The 15,420-nt window shown below is 68.8% G+C and carries 15 protein-coding genes and 1 riboswitch; of the genes, 11 read left to right on the top strand and 4 right to left on the bottom strand.

The window, feature by feature from the left end; translation table 11 throughout:
- Positions 1-14 precede the first annotated feature (14 nt).
- Positions 15-1,394 carry a cysteine desulfurase/sulfurtransferase TusA family protein gene (locus tag ACFU3E_RS18850; protein WP_384159009.1) on the bottom strand — a complete coding sequence of 460 codons (1,380 nt, stop codon included), beginning with the start codon at positions 1,392-1,394 and terminating at the stop codon, positions 15-17.
- 342 nt (positions 1,395-1,736) lie between these two features.
- Here ACFU3E_RS18850 and coxB point away from each other — a divergent pair, with 342 nt between their 5' ends.
- From coxB to ACFU3E_RS18830, 4 genes are all read left to right on the top strand, one after another.
- On the top strand, positions 1,737-2,702 hold the full coding sequence (coxB, locus tag ACFU3E_RS18845) for a cytochrome c oxidase subunit II (protein WP_384159007.1): 966 nt from the start codon (positions 1,737-1,739) through the stop codon (positions 2,700-2,702).
- Complete coding sequence (gene ctaD / locus ACFU3E_RS18840) at positions 2,699-4,435, top strand: cytochrome c oxidase subunit I (protein ID WP_384159004.1); 1,737 nt, start codon at positions 2,699-2,701, stop codon at positions 4,433-4,435. Before coxB ends, ctaD begins: the two co-directional genes overlap by 4 nt.
- Positions 4,432-4,830 (top strand): cytochrome c oxidase subunit 4, encoded by a 399-nt coding sequence (locus ACFU3E_RS18835; RefSeq protein ID WP_384159001.1) that lies wholly within the window; start codon positions 4,432-4,434, stop codon positions 4,828-4,830. Before ctaD ends, ACFU3E_RS18835 begins: the two co-directional genes overlap by 4 nt.
- A gap of 131 nt (positions 4,831-4,961) precedes the next feature.
- Positions 4,962-6,215, top strand: coding sequence for an Ig-like domain-containing protein (locus ACFU3E_RS18830; protein ID WP_384158998.1), 1,254 nt, complete (start codon positions 4,962-4,964; stop codon positions 6,213-6,215).
- A 63-nt stretch (positions 6,216-6,278) separates the two neighbouring features.
- Here the strand turns inward: ACFU3E_RS18830 and ACFU3E_RS18825 are convergent, their stop codons facing one another.
- Positions 6,279-6,680, bottom strand: a complete 402-nt coding sequence (locus tag ACFU3E_RS18825) for a hypothetical protein (RefSeq protein ID WP_384158996.1) — start codon at positions 6,678-6,680, stop codon at positions 6,279-6,281.
- 145 nt (positions 6,681-6,825) lie between these two features.
- Between ACFU3E_RS18825 and ACFU3E_RS18820 the strand changes: the two genes are divergently transcribed.
- From ACFU3E_RS18820 to ACFU3E_RS18795, 6 genes are all read left to right on the top strand, one after another.
- Positions 6,826-7,446: a heme-copper oxidase subunit III gene (locus tag ACFU3E_RS18820; RefSeq protein WP_030249479.1), complete on the top strand. Its 621-nt coding sequence runs from the start codon at positions 6,826-6,828 to the stop codon at positions 7,444-7,446.
- Between the two features lie 81 nt (positions 7,447-7,527).
- On the top strand, positions 7,528-8,340 hold the full coding sequence (locus ACFU3E_RS18815; protein WP_384158992.1) for a c-type cytochrome: 813 nt from the start codon (positions 7,528-7,530) through the stop codon (positions 8,338-8,340).
- A complete protein-coding gene (locus tag ACFU3E_RS18810) occupies positions 8,337-9,404 on the top strand; it encodes a Rieske 2Fe-2S domain-containing protein (RefSeq protein ID WP_384158989.1) in 1,068 nt (355 codons plus the stop codon). Before ACFU3E_RS18815 ends, ACFU3E_RS18810 begins: the two co-directional genes overlap by 4 nt.
- A complete protein-coding gene (locus ACFU3E_RS18805) occupies positions 9,401-11,023 on the top strand; it encodes a cytochrome bc complex cytochrome b subunit (protein ID WP_384158986.1) in 1,623 nt (540 codons plus the stop codon). The genes ACFU3E_RS18810 and ACFU3E_RS18805 overlap by 4 nt, the downstream gene beginning before the upstream one ends.
- A gap of 168 nt (positions 11,024-11,191) precedes the next feature.
- Positions 11,192-12,256, top strand: coding sequence for an anthranilate phosphoribosyltransferase (gene trpD / locus ACFU3E_RS18800; protein ID WP_384158983.1), 1,065 nt, complete (start codon positions 11,192-11,194; stop codon positions 12,254-12,256).
- A gap of 74 nt (positions 12,257-12,330) precedes the next feature.
- Positions 12,331-12,447, top strand: a riboswitch (SAM riboswitch).
- Positions 12,448-12,574: 127 nt separating this feature from the next.
- On the top strand, positions 12,575-13,942 hold the full coding sequence (locus tag ACFU3E_RS18795; RefSeq protein WP_384158980.1) for an aminotransferase class V-fold PLP-dependent enzyme: 1,368 nt from the start codon (positions 12,575-12,577) through the stop codon (positions 13,940-13,942).
- 41 nt (positions 13,943-13,983) lie between these two features.
- Here the strand turns inward: ACFU3E_RS18795 and ACFU3E_RS18790 are convergent, their stop codons facing one another.
- Together ACFU3E_RS18790 and ACFU3E_RS18785 are read right to left on the bottom strand one after the other, a co-directional pair.
- Entirely contained in the window at positions 13,984-14,265 is a 282-nt protein-coding gene (locus ACFU3E_RS18790; RefSeq protein ID WP_384158977.1) for an Lrp/AsnC family transcriptional regulator, read from the bottom strand.
- A complete protein-coding gene (locus tag ACFU3E_RS18785; protein ID WP_384158974.1) occupies positions 14,262-15,014 on the bottom strand; it encodes a rhomboid family intramembrane serine protease in 753 nt (250 codons plus the stop codon). The genes ACFU3E_RS18790 and ACFU3E_RS18785 overlap by 4 nt, the downstream gene beginning before the upstream one ends.
- Positions 15,015-15,173: 159 nt before the next feature.
- Between ACFU3E_RS18785 and ACFU3E_RS18780 the strand changes: the two genes are divergently transcribed.
- The gene (locus ACFU3E_RS18780; protein WP_003989675.1) at positions 15,174-15,413 is read left to right on the top strand and encodes a hypothetical protein; all 240 of its coding nucleotides are present in this window, start codon (positions 15,174-15,176) and stop codon (positions 15,411-15,413) included.
- Positions 15,414-15,420: the final 7 nt, after the last annotated feature.

Raw genomic sequence — 15,420 nt, 5'->3', positions numbered from 1 at the left:
AGTCCCCCGCGCCCTCAGCTCACCCGGCGGACCAGATAGGCGGTTCCTCGGTCCGTCGGCTCCTCGCCCGCGTACTCCTGGTCCCTCATCTCGCACCACGCCGGGATGTCCAGGCGGGCCGCCTCGTCGTCCGACAGCACCCGGACCAGGCCCCCCACGGGTACGTCACCGATGACCTTGGCGAGCTCGATGACGGGGATCGGGCAGCGCTTGCCGAGCGAGTCCACGACCAGGACGTCCTCCTCGCGGGCGACCTCCGAGGTGACCGGCGCGCCGAGCTTCTCCCGGACCGCCGCCACCGCCCCGGGGAGGACGGCGAGGAATCTCTCCACATCCTCCTCCGCCACCCCCGGCGGCAGCGAAACCCGCACATTTCCCTCACTCAGCACGCCCATGGCCCGCAGTACGTGGCTGGGCGTCAGCGTGCTGCTCGTGCAGGACGATCCGGACGAGACGGAGAAACCCTCCCGGTCCAGCTCGTGCAGCAGCGCCTCCCCGTCGACGTAGAGACAGGAGAAGGTGACGACCCCGGGCAGCCTCCGCTCCGGGTCGCCGACGACCTCGACATCGGGTACCAGCTGCGGCACCCGGGCCCGGATCCGGTCCGTCAGCTCCCGCAGGCGCACGGCCTCCCCGGCGGCCTCGGCCCGCACGGCCCTGAGCGACGCGGCCGCCGCCACGATCGCCGGGATGTTCTCGAAACCGGGTGCCCGCCCCGACTCCCGCTCGTCCACCGGCCCTTGCGCAGCGAACCGCGCACCCTTGCGCACGATCAGCAACCCGACCCCGGACGGCCCGCCCCACTTGTGCGCACTGGCCGTCAGCAGCGACCAGTCCCCGTCCACCGGCCCCCACCCCAGCGACTGCGCCGCGTCCACCAGCAACGGCACCCCGGCCTCCCGGCACACCTCGGCCACCGCCCCGACCGGCTGCTCGGTCCCCACCTCGTGGTTGGCGGACTGGAGACACGCCAGCGCGGTGTCCTCGCGCAGGGCGGCCGCGTACGCCGACGGGTCCACTCGCCCGGTCCGGTCCACCGCGATCTCGGTGACGGCCCCTCCGGCAGCCTCGAGGAGCTCCGCCGAATGCAGTACAGAGGAGTGTTCGACCGCTGACACGATCAGGTGGCGCCCGACTCGCCTGCGCCCGGCCAGCGCGCCGGCGATCCCCGTGTGCACGGCACGGGTTCCGGACGAGGTGAAGGTCAGCTCGTCCGGCCGGCATCCCACCGCCTCGGCTGCGGCCTCCCGCGCCGCGTCCAGCAGCACCCGGGCACGCCGCCCCTCCCTGTACAGGCGCGCGGGATCCGCCCACCCTTCGTCGAGCGAGGCCAGCAGGGCCTGCCGGGCGACCGGATGAAGCGGAGCAGCGGAAGCAGCATCGAAGTAGGCCACAGGGCAACGCTAGTGCCCCGGCAGGCAGCGTTCGCCCCGCCACAGACGCTGCCCGCCGGGGCACCGGAACGCCCGGCGGACAGACGCCCCGACAGGGGCGCGGGGCAATGACGTCTGCGGCTCCGCCGCAGGGCGCGACCGGCCACAGACAACCCGCACCCGCCAAACCAGCGAACCACCCCACCGCATAGGCACCCCTCCCCGAGAACCCCCGGAGGGCGTCGGCTAGGGTTTGGTCCGCATAAACATCCAAACCCCTGCCCGACGCAGGGCCGCGACCGACCAGCGAGAAGGCCAGGCCGCAGCCGATCCGCGCGGGCGAGACTCTCGGGAAGGCGCTACGTGAGTCCCAACGGCTCCGACCGCTCGCCGCGGCGCCCGATGCGGCGGAAGCTGCTGCAGGCACTGACCGCGGGCTTGGTCTTGGCGACAGCCACCGGTTGCTCGTACAACTGGGAAGACTTCCCCCGCCTTGGTATGCCCACCCCGACCACGGAAGAGGCTCCGCGGATCCTCTCCCTGTGGCAGGGGTCCTGGGCGGCTGCGCTCGCCGTCGGCGTGCTGGTGTGGGGTCTGATCCTGTGGAGTGCTTTCTTCCACCGGCGCAGCCGCACCAAGGTCGAGGTTCCTCCGCAGACCCGGTACAACATGCCCATCGAGGCGCTGTACACCGTGGTCCCGCTCATCATCGTCTCGGTGCTGTTCTACTTCACCGCCCGTGACGAGTCCGAGCTGCTCAGCCTCAAGAAGAAGCCCGACGTCACGGTCAACGTGGTCGGCTTCCAGTGGAGCTGGTGCTTCAACTACATCGAGCCGGTCGCCGGTTCCACCGGTGACGCCAAGAAGTCCCCGGACCTGGAGGCGATCCCGAACCGGTTCAAGGAGGACTTCCCGGCCAACGCCGGCGGCGTCTACGACTGCGGCGTCCCCGGTACGCGGAACCCGCAGACCAACAACCCGGGCCCGACGCTCTGGCTCCCCGAGGGCAAGACGGTCCGCTTCGTCCTGACCTCGCGTGACGTCATCCACTCCTTCTGGGTGGTGCCGTTCCTCATGAAGCAGGACGTCATCCCGGGCCACACCAATGCCTTCGAGGTGACCCCCAACAAGCAGGGCACCTTCCTCGGCAAGTGCGCCGAGCTCTGCGGCGTCGACCACTCTCGGATGCTGTTCAACGTGAAGGTCGTCTCCCCCGAGCGCTACGAGCAGCACCTCAAGGACCTCGTGGACAAGCAGCAGAACGGTTACGTTCCTGCCGGCATCGCGCAGACGAGCCACGAGAAGAACCGGGAGACGAACAACCTGTGAGCATCCTCAACGAACCCCAGGGTGCCGCGGCAGCAGGGTCCCACTACGAGGACGAGTTGCCGGTCAGGCGCCAGAACCGCGGCAGTGTCGTGGTCAAGTGGCTGACGACGACGGACCACAAGACGATCGGCACGCTGTACCTGGTGACGTCGTTCGCGTTCTTCGTCATCGGCGGCGTGATGGCGCTGCTCATGCGCGCCGAGCTCGCCCGGCCTGGTCTGCAGATCATGTCGAACGAGCAGTTCAACCAGGCGTTCACGATGCACGGCACGATCATGCTGCTGATGTTCGCGACGCCGCTGTTCGCCGGCTTCGCCAACTGGATCATGCCGCTCCAGATCGGTGCTCCGGACGTGGCGTTCCCGCGGCTGAACATGTTCGCCTACTGGCTGTACCTGTTCGGCTCGCTCATCGCTGTCGGGGGCTTCCTGACGCCGCAGGGCGCGGCCGACTTCGGCTGGTTCGCCTACAGCCCGCTGTCGGACGCGGTCCGTTCCCCGGGTATCGGCGCCGACATGTGGATCATGGGTCTGGCCTTCTCCGGTTTCGGCACCATCCTCGGCTCGGTCAACTTCATCACCACGATCATCTGCATGCGCGCCCCGGGCATGACCATGTTCCGCATGCCGGTGTTCACCTGGAACGTGCTGCTGACCGGTGTGCTGGTCCTGCTGGCCTTCCCGGTCCTGGCCGCGGCGCTGTTCGCGCTGGAGGCGGACCGCAAGTTCGGCGCGCACATCTTCGACCCGGCGAACGGCGGGGCGTTGCTGTGGCAACACCTCTTCTGGTTCTTCGGGCATCCGGAGGTGTACATCATCGCGCTGCCGTTCTTCGGCATCATCAGTGAGGTCATCCCGGTCTTCAGCCGTCGTCCGATCTTCGGCTACATGAACCTGATCGCGGCGACCATCGCGATCGCGGGTCTGTCCGTGACCGTGTGGGCGCACCACATGTACGTCACCGGCGGTGTACTGCTGCCGTTCTTCTCCTTCATGACCTTCCTGATCGCGGTCCCGACCGGCGTGAAGATCTTCAACTGGATCGGCACGATGTGGAAGGGCAGCCTGTCCTTCGAGACCCCGATGCTCTGGGCGATGGGCTTCCTCATCACCTTCACCTTCGGTGGTCTGACCGGTGTCATCCTGGCCTCGCCGCCGATGGACTTCCATGTCTCCGACTCGTACTTCGTGGTGGCCCACTTCCACTACGTGGTCTTCGGCACGGTCGTCTTCGCGATGTTCTCCGGCTTCCACTTCTGGTGGCCCAAGTGGACCGGCAAGATGCTCGACGAGCGTCTCGGCAAGATCACCTTCTGGACGCTGTTCGTCGGCTTCCACGGCACGTTCCTGGTCCAGCACTGGCTGGGCGCCGAGGGCATGCCGCGCCGGTACGCCGACTACCTCGCGGCCGACGGCTTCACCGCCCTGAACACCGTCTCGACGATCAGCTCGTTCCTGCTCGGCATGTCGATCCTGCCGTTCTTCTACAACGTGTGGAAGACGGCGAAGTACGGCAAGCCGGTCGGCGTCGACGACCCGTGGGGCTACAGCCGCTCCCTGGAGTGGGCGACCTCCTGCCCGCCGCCGCGGCACAACTTCATCACCATGCCGCGGATCCGCAGTGAATCCCCGGCATTCGACCTGCACCACCCCGAGCTCGCGGCTCTCGACCAGCTCGAGAACGCCGGTTACGGCGAAAAGGCCATCGCTGGTGGCAAGGAGGCCGGCAAGTGAAGATCCAGGGCCAGATGTTCATGTGGCTGAGCGTCTTCGTCCTCGCCATGGCTGTGGTCTATGGCGTGTGGTCGAAGGAGCCGGCCGGTACCACGGCGCTCTTCCTGGCCTTCGGCCTGTGCATCATGATCGGCTTCTACCTCGGCTTCACGGCCAAGCGGGTCGACGTGGGCGCACAGGACGACAAGGAGGCGGACGTCGCGGACGACGCCGGCGAGGTCGGGTTCTTCAGCCCGCACAGCTGGCAGCCGCTCTCCCTCGCCATCGGTGGCGCCCTCGCGTTCCTGTCCATCGCGATCGGCTGGTGGCTGATGTACTTCTCGCTGCCGATCATCCTGATCGGCGTCTGGGGCTGGGTCTTCGAGTACTACCGCGGTGAGAGCCGCACCCAGTAACACGCGCCGAGCGCCACAGGGGCCCGGACACTCCGAGAGGGGCGTCCGGGCCCCTGCTTCTGCCGCAATGCGTGTCACTCGTACGAGTCGCTCGGCGTGCCGCTGTTGACGCGGGTTCCTAGCGTGAGGTCATGAGCCACACAGCGATCTCCCGCCCCCGCACCGCCGTCGGCTGCACGCTGCTGGTGACCGCCCTCTGCGCGGGCGTCACCGCCTGCGGCTCGGACGGCAACCCGCTCGCCGCCCGCCCCTACGACGCGGCGGACCAGATCTCCTTCAACGCCCCCGACGGGGGCCGCAAGAAGGCCGACCCGGACAAGCCCCTGGAAGTCGTCGAGGACTCCGACGGGCGCATCACGGACGTCACGGCCCACGACGCCTCAGGACGCTACGTGGCGGGCGAACTCGCCGCCGACGGCAGCCGCTGGCACAGCACCACCCCGCTCGCCGCCAACGCCAGCTACACGGTCCGTGTGAGCACCGAGGACGAGGACGGGGCACCCGGCCGCAAGGTCGTCACCTTCGACACCGGCAAGCCCACCACCAAGAAGCGCCTGGACGTCGCCTTCGGCCCCAAGAAGGGCACCTACGGCGTCGGCCAGCCCATCACGGCCGAGCTGAGCCAGCCCGTCAAGGACAAGGCCCAGCGGGCCGTCGTGGAACGCGCCCTCAAGGTCTCCTCCACGCCCTCCACGGACGGCGCCTGGCACTGGGTGGACGACAAGAAGCTCCACTACCGCCCGAAGGACTACTGGCCCGCCCAGGCCACCGTCCAGGTCCGCAGCAACCTGCAGGGCATCAAGATCGGCGACCGGATGTGGGGCGGCAAGGCCAAGCCGCTGACCTTCACCACCGCGGACAAGCTCATAGCCGTCACGGACGCCGCCGCCCACCAGATGACCGTGTACAAGAACGACGAGATCGTCCGGCAGATACCGGTCACCACGGGCATGCCCGGCTACGACACCCGCAACGGCGTCAAGGTCGTCCTGGCCAAGGAGGGCACCGTCCGCATGACCAGCGCCAGCATCGGCGCCTCGGACTTCTACGACCTGATCGTGCACCACTCGGTCCGGGTCACCCACAGTGGCGAGTACGTCCACGCCGCCCCCTGGTCGGTCGGCTCCCAGGGCTACGCCAACGTCAGCCACGGCTGCACCGGCATGAGCACCGAGAACGCCGCCTGGTTCTACGAGACCGTCCGCGAGGGCGACATCGTCAAGGTCATAAACTCCGGCGGCGACACGATGGCCCCCTTCGGCAACGGCTTCGGCGACTGGAACCTCGACTGGGCGAGGTGGCGCACCGGCAGCGCCCTCACGGGCGGCGCCCCGGACGGCCCCACGGCAGCCGACAGGGCCCGCCTGCGCCCGCAGAGCGTCTGAACGCCCGCAGGGGCGGGCACACTCCCGGGCGTGGGGGCTGTGTCGATATGCGGCTCCGAGCCCCTAGGCGTTCAAAGCCGCCTTCTCCCGCAACAGCGAAGCCAGCGCCGAGGCGAACTCCACCGGCTCCACCGGCAGGGTCACCGCCGACTCAGCGCGACTCCAGGTCGCCAGCCACGCGTCCTGAGGCCGTCCGATCAGCAACAGCACCGGAGGGCAGTCGAAGACCTCGTCCTTGATCTGCCGGCACACCCCCATGCCGCCCATCGGCACGGCCTCACCGTCCAGGACGCAGACGTCGATGCCACCCCGGTCCAGCTCCTTGAGTACCGCGGCGGGAGTCGCGCACTCCAGGAACTCCACCACGGGAACGTCCGGAGCCGGCCTCCGTCCCGTGGCGAGCCGCACCTGCTCGCGGGTGTTGGAGTTGTCGCTGTAGACCAGCACCGTGGCGGTCGGCTGCATTGTTCCTCCGTGACGTCAGCGTCGTAAGGACAGGCCCGTTGGGCCGGATGCTACTCCCTTGAACACCACGTCAACAGCGGTACGACCGGCGAAGACACTCCGAACGGCACCCCCCGGAGTGAGGGCGGGATAAGCGACCGACATAATGTCGGTCGTGGCGACAGCAACGACAGTAGAAACCGGGCACGCGCACCCGTCGGTCAATCGGCCGAACCTCACCAGCGTCGGAACCATCATCTGGCTGAGTTCCGAGCTGATGTTCTTCGCGGCCCTCTTCGCGATGTACTTCACCCTGCGATCGGTGACGGGTCCCGATCACTGGAAGGAGATGGCGAGCCATCTCAACTTCCCGTTCTCGGCGGCGAACACCACCATCCTGGTGCTCTCCTCGCTCACCTGCCAGCTCGGCGTCTTCGCCGCCGAGCGCGGTGACGTGAAGAAGCTGCGGATGTGGTTCATCGTCACGTTCGTGATGGGTGCGATCTTCATCGGCGGTCAGGTCCTCGAGTACACCGAGCTGGTCAAGGAGGCGGGCCTGTCCCTGTCCTCCGACCCGTACGGCTCGGTCTTCTACCTGACCACCGGCTTCCACGGCCTGCACGTGACGGGCGGTCTCATCGCCTTCCTGCTGGTCCTCGGCCGGACCTACGCGGCCCGGAGGTTCACCCACGAGCAGGCGACGGCCGCGATCGTCGTGTCCTACTACTGGCACTTCGTCGATGTCGTCTGGATCGGACTCTTCGCCACGATCTACATGATCAAGTAGCGGAGCCCGCATCCGCGCGTGCTCGACGAAGCGCGCATCCCAGAAGCATCGACGCAGAAGATCCTGACACCGGGGTAATCCGTGAAAAAGCTCTCCGCACGACGACGCCATCCGCTGGCGGCGCTCGTCGTCCTACTCCTCGCGCTGGCATGCACCGGGGGGCTGTACGCCGTGTTCGCACCTGCGGACAAGGCACAGGCCGACGAAACCGCCCAGTCCCTCACCATCGAGGAGGGCAAGAAGCTCTACGCCGTCGGCTGCGCCAGTTGCCACGGCACCGGCGGTCAGGGCACCTCCGACGGGCCGAGCCTGGTGGGTGTGGGCGCCGCGGCCGTCGACTTCCAGGTGGCCACCGGCCGTATGCCGGCCGCCACCTCCCAGGGCCCGCAGGTCCCCCAGAAGAAGAACATCTACAGCCAGGCCGAGATCGACCAGCTCGCGGCCTTCATCGCCTCCCTCGGCGCCGGTCCTGCCATCCCGACCGAGGAGCAGTACGGCCCCCAGGGTGCCGACATCGCCAAGGGCGGTGAGCTGTTCCGCAACAACTGCGCGCAGTGCCACAACTTCACCGGCAAGGGCGGTGCGCTGACGCACGGCAAGTACGCGCCGAGCCTCGAGGACGTCGACCCGAAGCACATCTACGAGGCCATGCAGACCGGCCCGCAGAACATGCCGTCCTTCCCCGACACCACGCTGTCGGAGAAGAACAAGAAGGACATCATCGCGTACCTGGACGCGGTCAACACCAGCAAGTCCGAGAGCCCCGGCGGTCTCGAGCTGGGCGGCCTCGGGCCGGTCAGCGAGGGTCTGTTCGGCTGGATCTTCGGTCTCGGCGGGCTGATCGCCGTCGCCGTGTGGGTCGCCGCCCGGACCGCAAAGGCCAAGAAGTCATGAGTAGCCAAGACATTCCAGAAGAGAACCTGCCTGCCGAGCAGTCCGCAGGACATGACGAGCACGGCGTGGTGAGCGTCGCGGACGAGAAGCACCCGTTCGCCGACCCGGGCCTGCCGCCCCACGAGCACCGGATCCAGGACATCGACGAGCGGGCCGCCAAGCGGTCCGAGCGCTCGGTCGCCCTGATGTTCACGGTGTCGATGCTGGCCACCGTCGCCTTCATCGCCGCGTTCGTGGCGATCCCGGTCGACAAGTCGGTCTACATCTTCCCGCTGGGCCACATCAGCGCGCTGAACTTCGCGCTGGGCCTGACGCTCGGCATCGCCCTGTTCTGCATCGGCGCGGGCGCCGTCCACTGGGCCCGCACCCTGATGTCGGACGTGGAGATCGCCGACGAGCGGCACCCGATCGCGGCGGAGCCCGAGGTCCGGGAGAAGGTCTTCGCGGACTTCAGCCAGGGCGCCAAGGAATCCGCGCTCGGCCGTCGCAAGCTGATCCGCAACACCATGTTCGGCGCGCTGACGCTGGTGCCGCTCTCCGGTGTCGTGCTGCTGCGCGACCTCGGCCCGCTGCCCGAGGACAAGCTGCGTCACACGCTCTGGTCCAAGGGCAAGCTGCTCGTCAACATGAACACGAACGAGCCGATGCGTCCGTCCGACGTCGTGGTCGGTTCGCTGACCTTCGCCAAGCCCGAGGGCCTGGAGGAGCACGACCACGGGTTCCAGAACGAGATCGCCAAGGCCGCCCTGATGATCGTCCGGATCCAGCCGGAGAACATCAAGGACAAGCGCGAGCTCGAGTGGTCGCACGAGGGCATCGTCGCGTACTCGAAGATCTGCACCCACGTCGGCTGCCCGATCTCCCTGTACGAGCAGCAGACGCACCACGTGCTCTGCCCCTGCCACCAGTCCACCTTCGACCTCTCCGACGGTGCCCGAGTGATCTTCGGTCCCGCTGGTCACGCCCTGCCGCAGCTCCGCATCGGTGTGAACGACGAGGGCTACCTCGAGGCGCTCGGCGACTTCGAAGAGCCCGTCGGCCCTGCTTTCTGGGAGCGCGGATGAGCACTGCACAGACACGCCGCAAGGCGCCCGCGGGTGAGCGGGTCGCCGACTGGGCCGACGGCCGCCTGGGGATCTACTCCCTGGCCAAGGCCAACATGCGCAAGATCTTCCCGGACCACTGGTCCTTCATGCTGGGTGAGATCTGCCTCTACAGCTTCATCATCATCATCCTGACGGGTGTGTACCTGACGCTGTTCTTCCACCCGTCGATGAACGAGGTGGAGTATCACGGCAGTTACGTCCCCATGCAGGGCGTGCTGATGAGTGAGGCGTTCGCCTCCACGCTGGACATCAGCTTCGACGTCCGCGGCGGTCTGCTCATCCGGCAGATCCACCACTGGGCGGCGATCATCTTCCTCGCCGGCATGTTCGTGCACATGATGCGCGTGTTCTTCACCGGCGCGTTCCGCAAGCCGCGTGAGATCAACTGGCTGTTCGGCTTCCTTCTGTTCGTCCTGGGCATGTTCACCGGTTTCACCGGCTACTCGCTCCCGGACGACCTGCTCTCCGGCACCGGTGTCCGCTTCACCCAGGGCGCGATCCTGTCCGTGCCGATCGTCGGCACGTACATCTCGATGTTCCTGTTCGGCGGGGAGTTCCCGGGCACCGACTTCATCGCCCGGTTCTACTCGATCCACATCCTGCTGCTGCCGGGCATCATGCTCGGGCTCGTGGTCGGCCACCTGATCCTGGTCTTCTACCACAAGCACACCCAGTTCGCGGGTCCCGGCCGGACCAACAAGAACGTCGTCGGCATGCCGCTGCTGCCGGTCTACATGGCCAAGGCCGGAGGCTTCTTCTTCCTGGTCTTCGGCTTCATCGCGGCCCTGTCCGGCATCGCGACGATCAACCCGATCTGGAACCTGGGCCCGTACCGTCCCGACCAGGTGTCCACCGGTGCCCAGCCGGACTGGTACATGGGCTTCGCCGAGGGTCTGGTCCGGGCGATGCCCGGCTGGGAGATCAACCTCTGGGGACACACGCTCGTCCTCGGCGTGTTCATCCCACTGGTCCTCTTCGGCCTGTTCCTCGGGATCATCGCCCTCTACCCGTTCATCGAGTCGTGGGTCACCGGGGACAAGCGCGAGCACCACATCCTGGACCGGCCGCGCAACGCCCCGACGCGCACCGCCTTCGGTGTCGCGTGGGTCACCGGCTACATCATCATGCTGATCGGCGGTGGCAACGACATCGTCGCCACGCACTTCCATCTGTCGATCAACGCGGTCACCTGGTTCGTCCGGATCGGCTTCTTCCTCGGACCGGTCATCGCCTTCATCGTCACCAAGCGCATCTGCCTGGGCCTGCAGCGCCGGGACAAGGAGAAGGTGCTGCACGGCCGCGAGTCGGGCATCATCAAGCGCCTGCCGCACGGTGAGTTCATCGAGGTGCACGAGCCGCTCAGCCAGGAGCAGATGTACACGCTCACGGCGCACGAGCAGTACCAGCCGGCCGAGATCGGCCCGACGGTCGACGAGAACGGTGTCGAGCGCAAGGTGAAGGGCTCCGAGAAGCTGCGCGCCAAGCTCAGCGACGCCTACTACGGCGAGGGTGCCCAGATCCCGAAGCCCACCGCCGAGGAGTACCGGGAGATCACGAGCGGCCACGGCCACCACTGATCAACTGCTTCGCCACGCCACACAGGGGCCTCGTCCGTCCCCCAAGCTCAAAAGAGCAGGGGGTACCCCCATCCGGACGGGGCCCTTCGTGGTGTCCCGGGCTGGATAGGGTGGACCCCGTTGAGACTCTCGTCCCGTAGTGCGGGACGCCTGACCCTGGAGCGGCTTATGAGCGCTGTGACCCCCGCTGGAGGCGACACCGCGGCGGGCCGCTCCTGGCCCCTGCTGCTGAACGGCCTGCTGGACGGCAGGCACCTGAGCGCGGACGACACCGCCTGGGCGATGGACCGGATCATGCGCGGCGAGGCGACCGAGGCGCAGATCGCCGGGTTCGTCGTGGCCCTGCGCGCCAAGGGCGAGACCGTCGAGGAGATCAGGGGTCTCGTCCGCACGATGTACGAGCACGCCAACGTGATCGAGGTGCCCGGGGCGACGGTCGACATCGTCGGCACCGGCGGTGACGGCGCCAAGACGGTCAACATCTCCACGATGTCCTCGATCGTCGTCGCCGGCACCGGCGCGAAGGTCGTCAAGCACGGCAACCGGGCCGCGTCCTCGGCGTCCGGGGCCTCCGACGTGCTGGAGAAGCTCGGGGTCAACCTGGAGCTGCCGATCAGCCGGGTCGCGGAGGTCGCCGAGGAGGCCGGGATCACCTTCTGCTTCGCGGTGAAGTTCCACCCGGCGCTGCGGCACGCGGGCGCGGCCCGCGGCCAGTTGGGCATCCGCACGGTGTTCAACGCCCTCGGCCCGCTCACCAACCCGGCCCGGGTCCGTGCCCAGGCCGTGGGTGTGGCGGACCCCCGCATGGCGCCGATCGTCGCGGGCGTCTTCGCCGAGCGCGGCAACTCGTCCCTGGTCTTCCGGGGCGACGACGGCCTCGACGAGCTGACCACCACGTCCACGTCCCGGGTGTGGACCGTCCGGGACGGCGAGGTGACCGAGGAGGCCTTCGACCCGCGTGACGTGGGCCTCGAACTGGTCCCCGTGGAGGCGCTGCGCGGTGCGGACGCCTCCTACAACGCCGAGGTCGCCCGACGTCTGCTGGAGGGCGAGACCGGCCCGGTCCGGGACGCGGTTCTGCTGAACTCGGCGGCGGCACTGGTGGCCCTGGAGCCCACCACCGCGCCGCTGGCGGAGCAGATCCGTGCCGGGATGGTGAAGGCGGCCGAGTCGATCGACTCGGGGGCGGCGAAGCGGACGCTGGAGCGTTGGGTGGCCGCGAGCAACAGGTAGCGGATCCCGTACGGCGTCCCGTGATCCGGACTCGGGTTGCGGGACGCCGATCTTTTCGCGTACTTTCCTGATCAGGTCATGAGTGACAGTCATGAGGCCCCGGCCGACTGTCCGGCAACCCTCCGTCCGTGGCGGGGTGCCCCGGGTGAAGACCAGGCCGTGGGCAGCGAGGTCCGCGGCAAGCGCGGACCCCTCGAGACACCAGGGGTCCTGGTCGTCGAGGAGCCTCCCGTGAGCAAGCGAATGCGATAGGGCCGCAGAGCCCCGCTTCCGCACACCCCTTTTCTCTCACCCCATGCCTCTCACGGGAGTTCCGCCATGTCCGCCTCCACCGTTGCCGTCGCCCCGTCCGTTTGTGCCCCGCTGCCCGTTCTGGGCCGGGATGTCACCGTTCCGCTGGTGACCGGCGGCGAGGCCCCCTACGCCGCGCTCGACTACGCCGCCAGCGCCCCGGCACTCCAGCGGGTCTGGGACGACGTCGCCGCCTACGCGCCGTACTACGGCAGCGTCCACCGCGGCGCCGGGTACCTCTCCCAGCTCTCCACCGACCTGTTCGAGAACGCCCGCCGGACCGTCGCCGGGTTCCTCGACTGCCGCGAGGACGACCAGGTCGTGTTCACCCGCTCCACCACCGACTCCCTCAACCTCCTCGCCGCCGCCCTCCCCGCCGACTGCCAGGTCTTCGTCTTCGAGACCGAGCACCACGCCGCCCTGCTGCCCTGGCGCAACGCCCGCGTCACCTGCCTCGACGCCCCGCGCAGCCCGCGTCAGGCCGTCGAGACGCTGGAGCGCGCCCTCGCCGGCCGCGACCCCTATGGACCTGCCCTCGTCTGCGTCACCGGCGCCTCGAACGTCACCGGCGAGCTGTGGCCCGTACGGGAACTCGCGGCGGCCGCGCACGCCCACGGCGCGCGGATCGTCCTGGACGCCGCCCAGCTTGCCCCGCACCACCCGGTGTCCGTCGCGGACCTCGACGTCGACTGGGTCGCCTTCTCCGGGCACAAGCTGTACGCGCCCTTCGGCTCCGGCGTCCTGGCCGGGCGGGCTGACTGGCTGCGCGCCGCCGAGCCGTACCTCGCGGGCGGCGGCGCCAGCCGCAAGGTCAGCCGGCGCGCGGACGGGGGAGTGGACGTGGAGTGGCACGACGGCGCCGCGCGCCACGAGGCCGGGTCGCCCAACGTCATCGGCGCCCACGCCGTCGCCTCGGCGTGCAAGGCGCTGACCGAGGCCGGTTTCGACACGCTCGTCGCCCGTGAGCAGTACCTGGTCCGCGCGGTGCGCGACCGTCTCGCCGACGTGCCTCAGGTGCGGTTCCTGTCGCTCTTCGGGGACGACGCGCCGCGCGTCGGCGTGCTGTCCTTCGTCGTCGAGGGCTGGAACAGCTCGCACTTCGCCGCCGCCCTGTCCGCCGAGTACGGCATCGGCGTCCGGGACGGGCTGTTCTGCGCCCACCCGCTGGTGCGCACGCTGCTCGGCAGCGACCCGCAGTCGCAGGGCGAGTGCGGGTCGCCCGAGGCCGCGCCCGGGGAGAAGTCGCTCAACGCCATCCGGGTCAGCTTCGGCGCCGGCACGCCCGACGAGCACGTGGAGCGGTTCGTGCGGGCGGTGAAGGAGCTCGTGACGGACGGGGCGAAGTGGAACTACCGCACGGAGGACGGGCGCTGCGTGCCGGACACCTCCGCCTGAGCCGGTGGCGGGAGGCCGGTGCACTCAGGCCGGGGCGGTCCTCAGCTGTCCAGCCCGATGGAGAACGCGGCCTCCAGGTCGTGCTGCGAGTACGTGCGGAACGCCACGTGCGTGTCGGTCCCCTCCACCCCGGGGATCTTGCTGATCCGGCCCGGGATGACCTCCGCCAGGTCCTCGTGCTCCTTCACCCGGACCATCGCGATCAGGTCGTAGGTGCCGGTGACGGAGAAGACCTCGCTGACGCTGTCCAGCGCCGCGATCGACTCGGCGATCTCGGGGATCCGGTCCACGCTGGTCTTGATGAGGACGATCGCGGTGATCACGGCTGGTTCTCTCCCTCGGGGGCCGGAGCAGGGGCGGCCTTCACTCTAGTAGGGCTGGTGGGGCGGCCGTAGCGGACCGACGCATAGCCGAAGCCCAGACCGAATCCGATCAGGTGGGCGAGGTAGGCGACCCCCGGCCCGTCCGGGGCGCGCCCCGCCGCCAGCCACTGCAGCGCCGCCCAGAAGGGCAGCACGACCCAGGCGGGGAAGCGCACCGGCAGGAAGAACAGGAACGGCAGGAGACTGGTCACCCGGGCCCGGGGGAACAGGTACAGGAACGCACCGAGGACCGCGGAGATCGCCCCCGAGGCGCCGACCAGGGACTGCTCGGAGTCCGCGTTGGCGACGGCGTAGCCCAGCAGGGCCAGGTAGCCGCAGCCGACGTAGAACAGGGTGAACTGCACCCGGCCCATCCGTTCCTCGGTCATCGCCCCGAAGACGTAGAGGAAGAGCATGTTGCCGAGCAGATGCACCCAGCTTCCGTGGACGAAGAGGGCGGTCGCGGGGGTGAGGGCCGGTCCCGCGGACCCGTCGAACAGTTCTGCGGGAATCACGCCCCAGCGCCGGAAGTAGGCCCGCTGCACGGCGAGCAGCTCGTCGCCCGTGCCGTACGCCGGGTTCAGGCCCGAGGCGGGCCCGGCCAGGAAGGCCAGGCAGCACAGGGTGATCAGTGCGTACGTCACCGGCGCCGACGACCCCCTGACCGATCTGCCGGACCGGACGATCGACGCACTCCACTTGCGGATCATGAACACAGAGCATGACGTAACGGGACGCAACCGCCCGGACCGCCTCGCCGCCGTGGACGCGCGGGCGGCGGGGACCCGCCAGGCCGTAGGGTTACGAGCCATACGCGCCGGGGATGCCGGTCGCGTCACGGACACAAGAAGGAAAGAGAACAGGTCACGATGACGGTTCCCCTGCCGACCGCTGAGACGCGGTGGCGCTGCACCCTCTGCGGCAACCTCACGAGGTTCGACGTGACCCGCTCGTCGAAGGTCGTCGAGTACGTCCACCTCGACCTGGCCGGAGAGCCGAAGGTCGAGGAGCGCGAGGTGCTCAGTGAGACCATCGAGTCGGTGCGCTGCCGCTGGTGCAACGCGGTGGACCAGGTGGAACTCGTGGACAGGCCGGGCGCCGGCTCCTGACGGGAGC

This window comes from Streptomyces sp. NPDC057424 (genome assembly GCF_042803315.1).
Lineage (GTDB): Bacteria > Actinomycetota > Actinomycetes > Streptomycetales > Streptomycetaceae > Streptomyces.
This window is presented reverse-complemented; position numbering and strand designations above follow the sequence as displayed.

What these genes read in the sequence shown, in the direction of transcription:
- ACFU3E_RS18830 (WP_384158998.1), top strand. Translation starts at nt 4,962, where the DNA reads ATGAGCCACACAGCGATCTCCCGCCCCCGCACCGCCGTCGGCTGCACG.
- ACFU3E_RS18825 (WP_384158996.1), bottom strand. Translation starts at nt 6,680, where the DNA reads ATGCAGCCGACCGCCACGGTGCTGGTCTACAGCGACAACTCCAACACC.
- ACFU3E_RS18820 (WP_030249479.1), top strand. Translation starts at nt 6,826, where the DNA reads ATGTCGGTCGTGGCGACAGCAACGACAGTAGAAACCGGGCACGCGCAC.
- ACFU3E_RS18810 (WP_384158989.1), top strand. Translation starts at nt 8,337, where the DNA reads ATGAGTAGCCAAGACATTCCAGAAGAGAACCTGCCTGCCGAGCAGTCC.
- ACFU3E_RS18805 (WP_384158986.1), top strand. Translation starts at nt 9,401, where the DNA reads ATGAGCACTGCACAGACACGCCGCAAGGCGCCCGCGGGTGAGCGGGTC.
- trpD (WP_384158983.1), top strand. Translation starts at nt 11,192, where the DNA reads ATGAGCGCTGTGACCCCCGCTGGAGGCGACACCGCGGCGGGCCGCTCC.
- ACFU3E_RS18795 (WP_384158980.1), top strand. Translation starts at nt 12,575, where the DNA reads ATGTCCGCCTCCACCGTTGCCGTCGCCCCGTCCGTTTGTGCCCCGCTG.
- ACFU3E_RS18785 (WP_384158974.1), bottom strand. Translation starts at nt 15,014, where the DNA reads ATGATCCGCAAGTGGAGTGCGTCGATCGTCCGGTCCGGCAGATCGGTC.
- ACFU3E_RS18780 (WP_003989675.1), top strand. Translation starts at nt 15,174, where the DNA reads ATGACGGTTCCCCTGCCGACCGCTGAGACGCGGTGGCGCTGCACCCTC.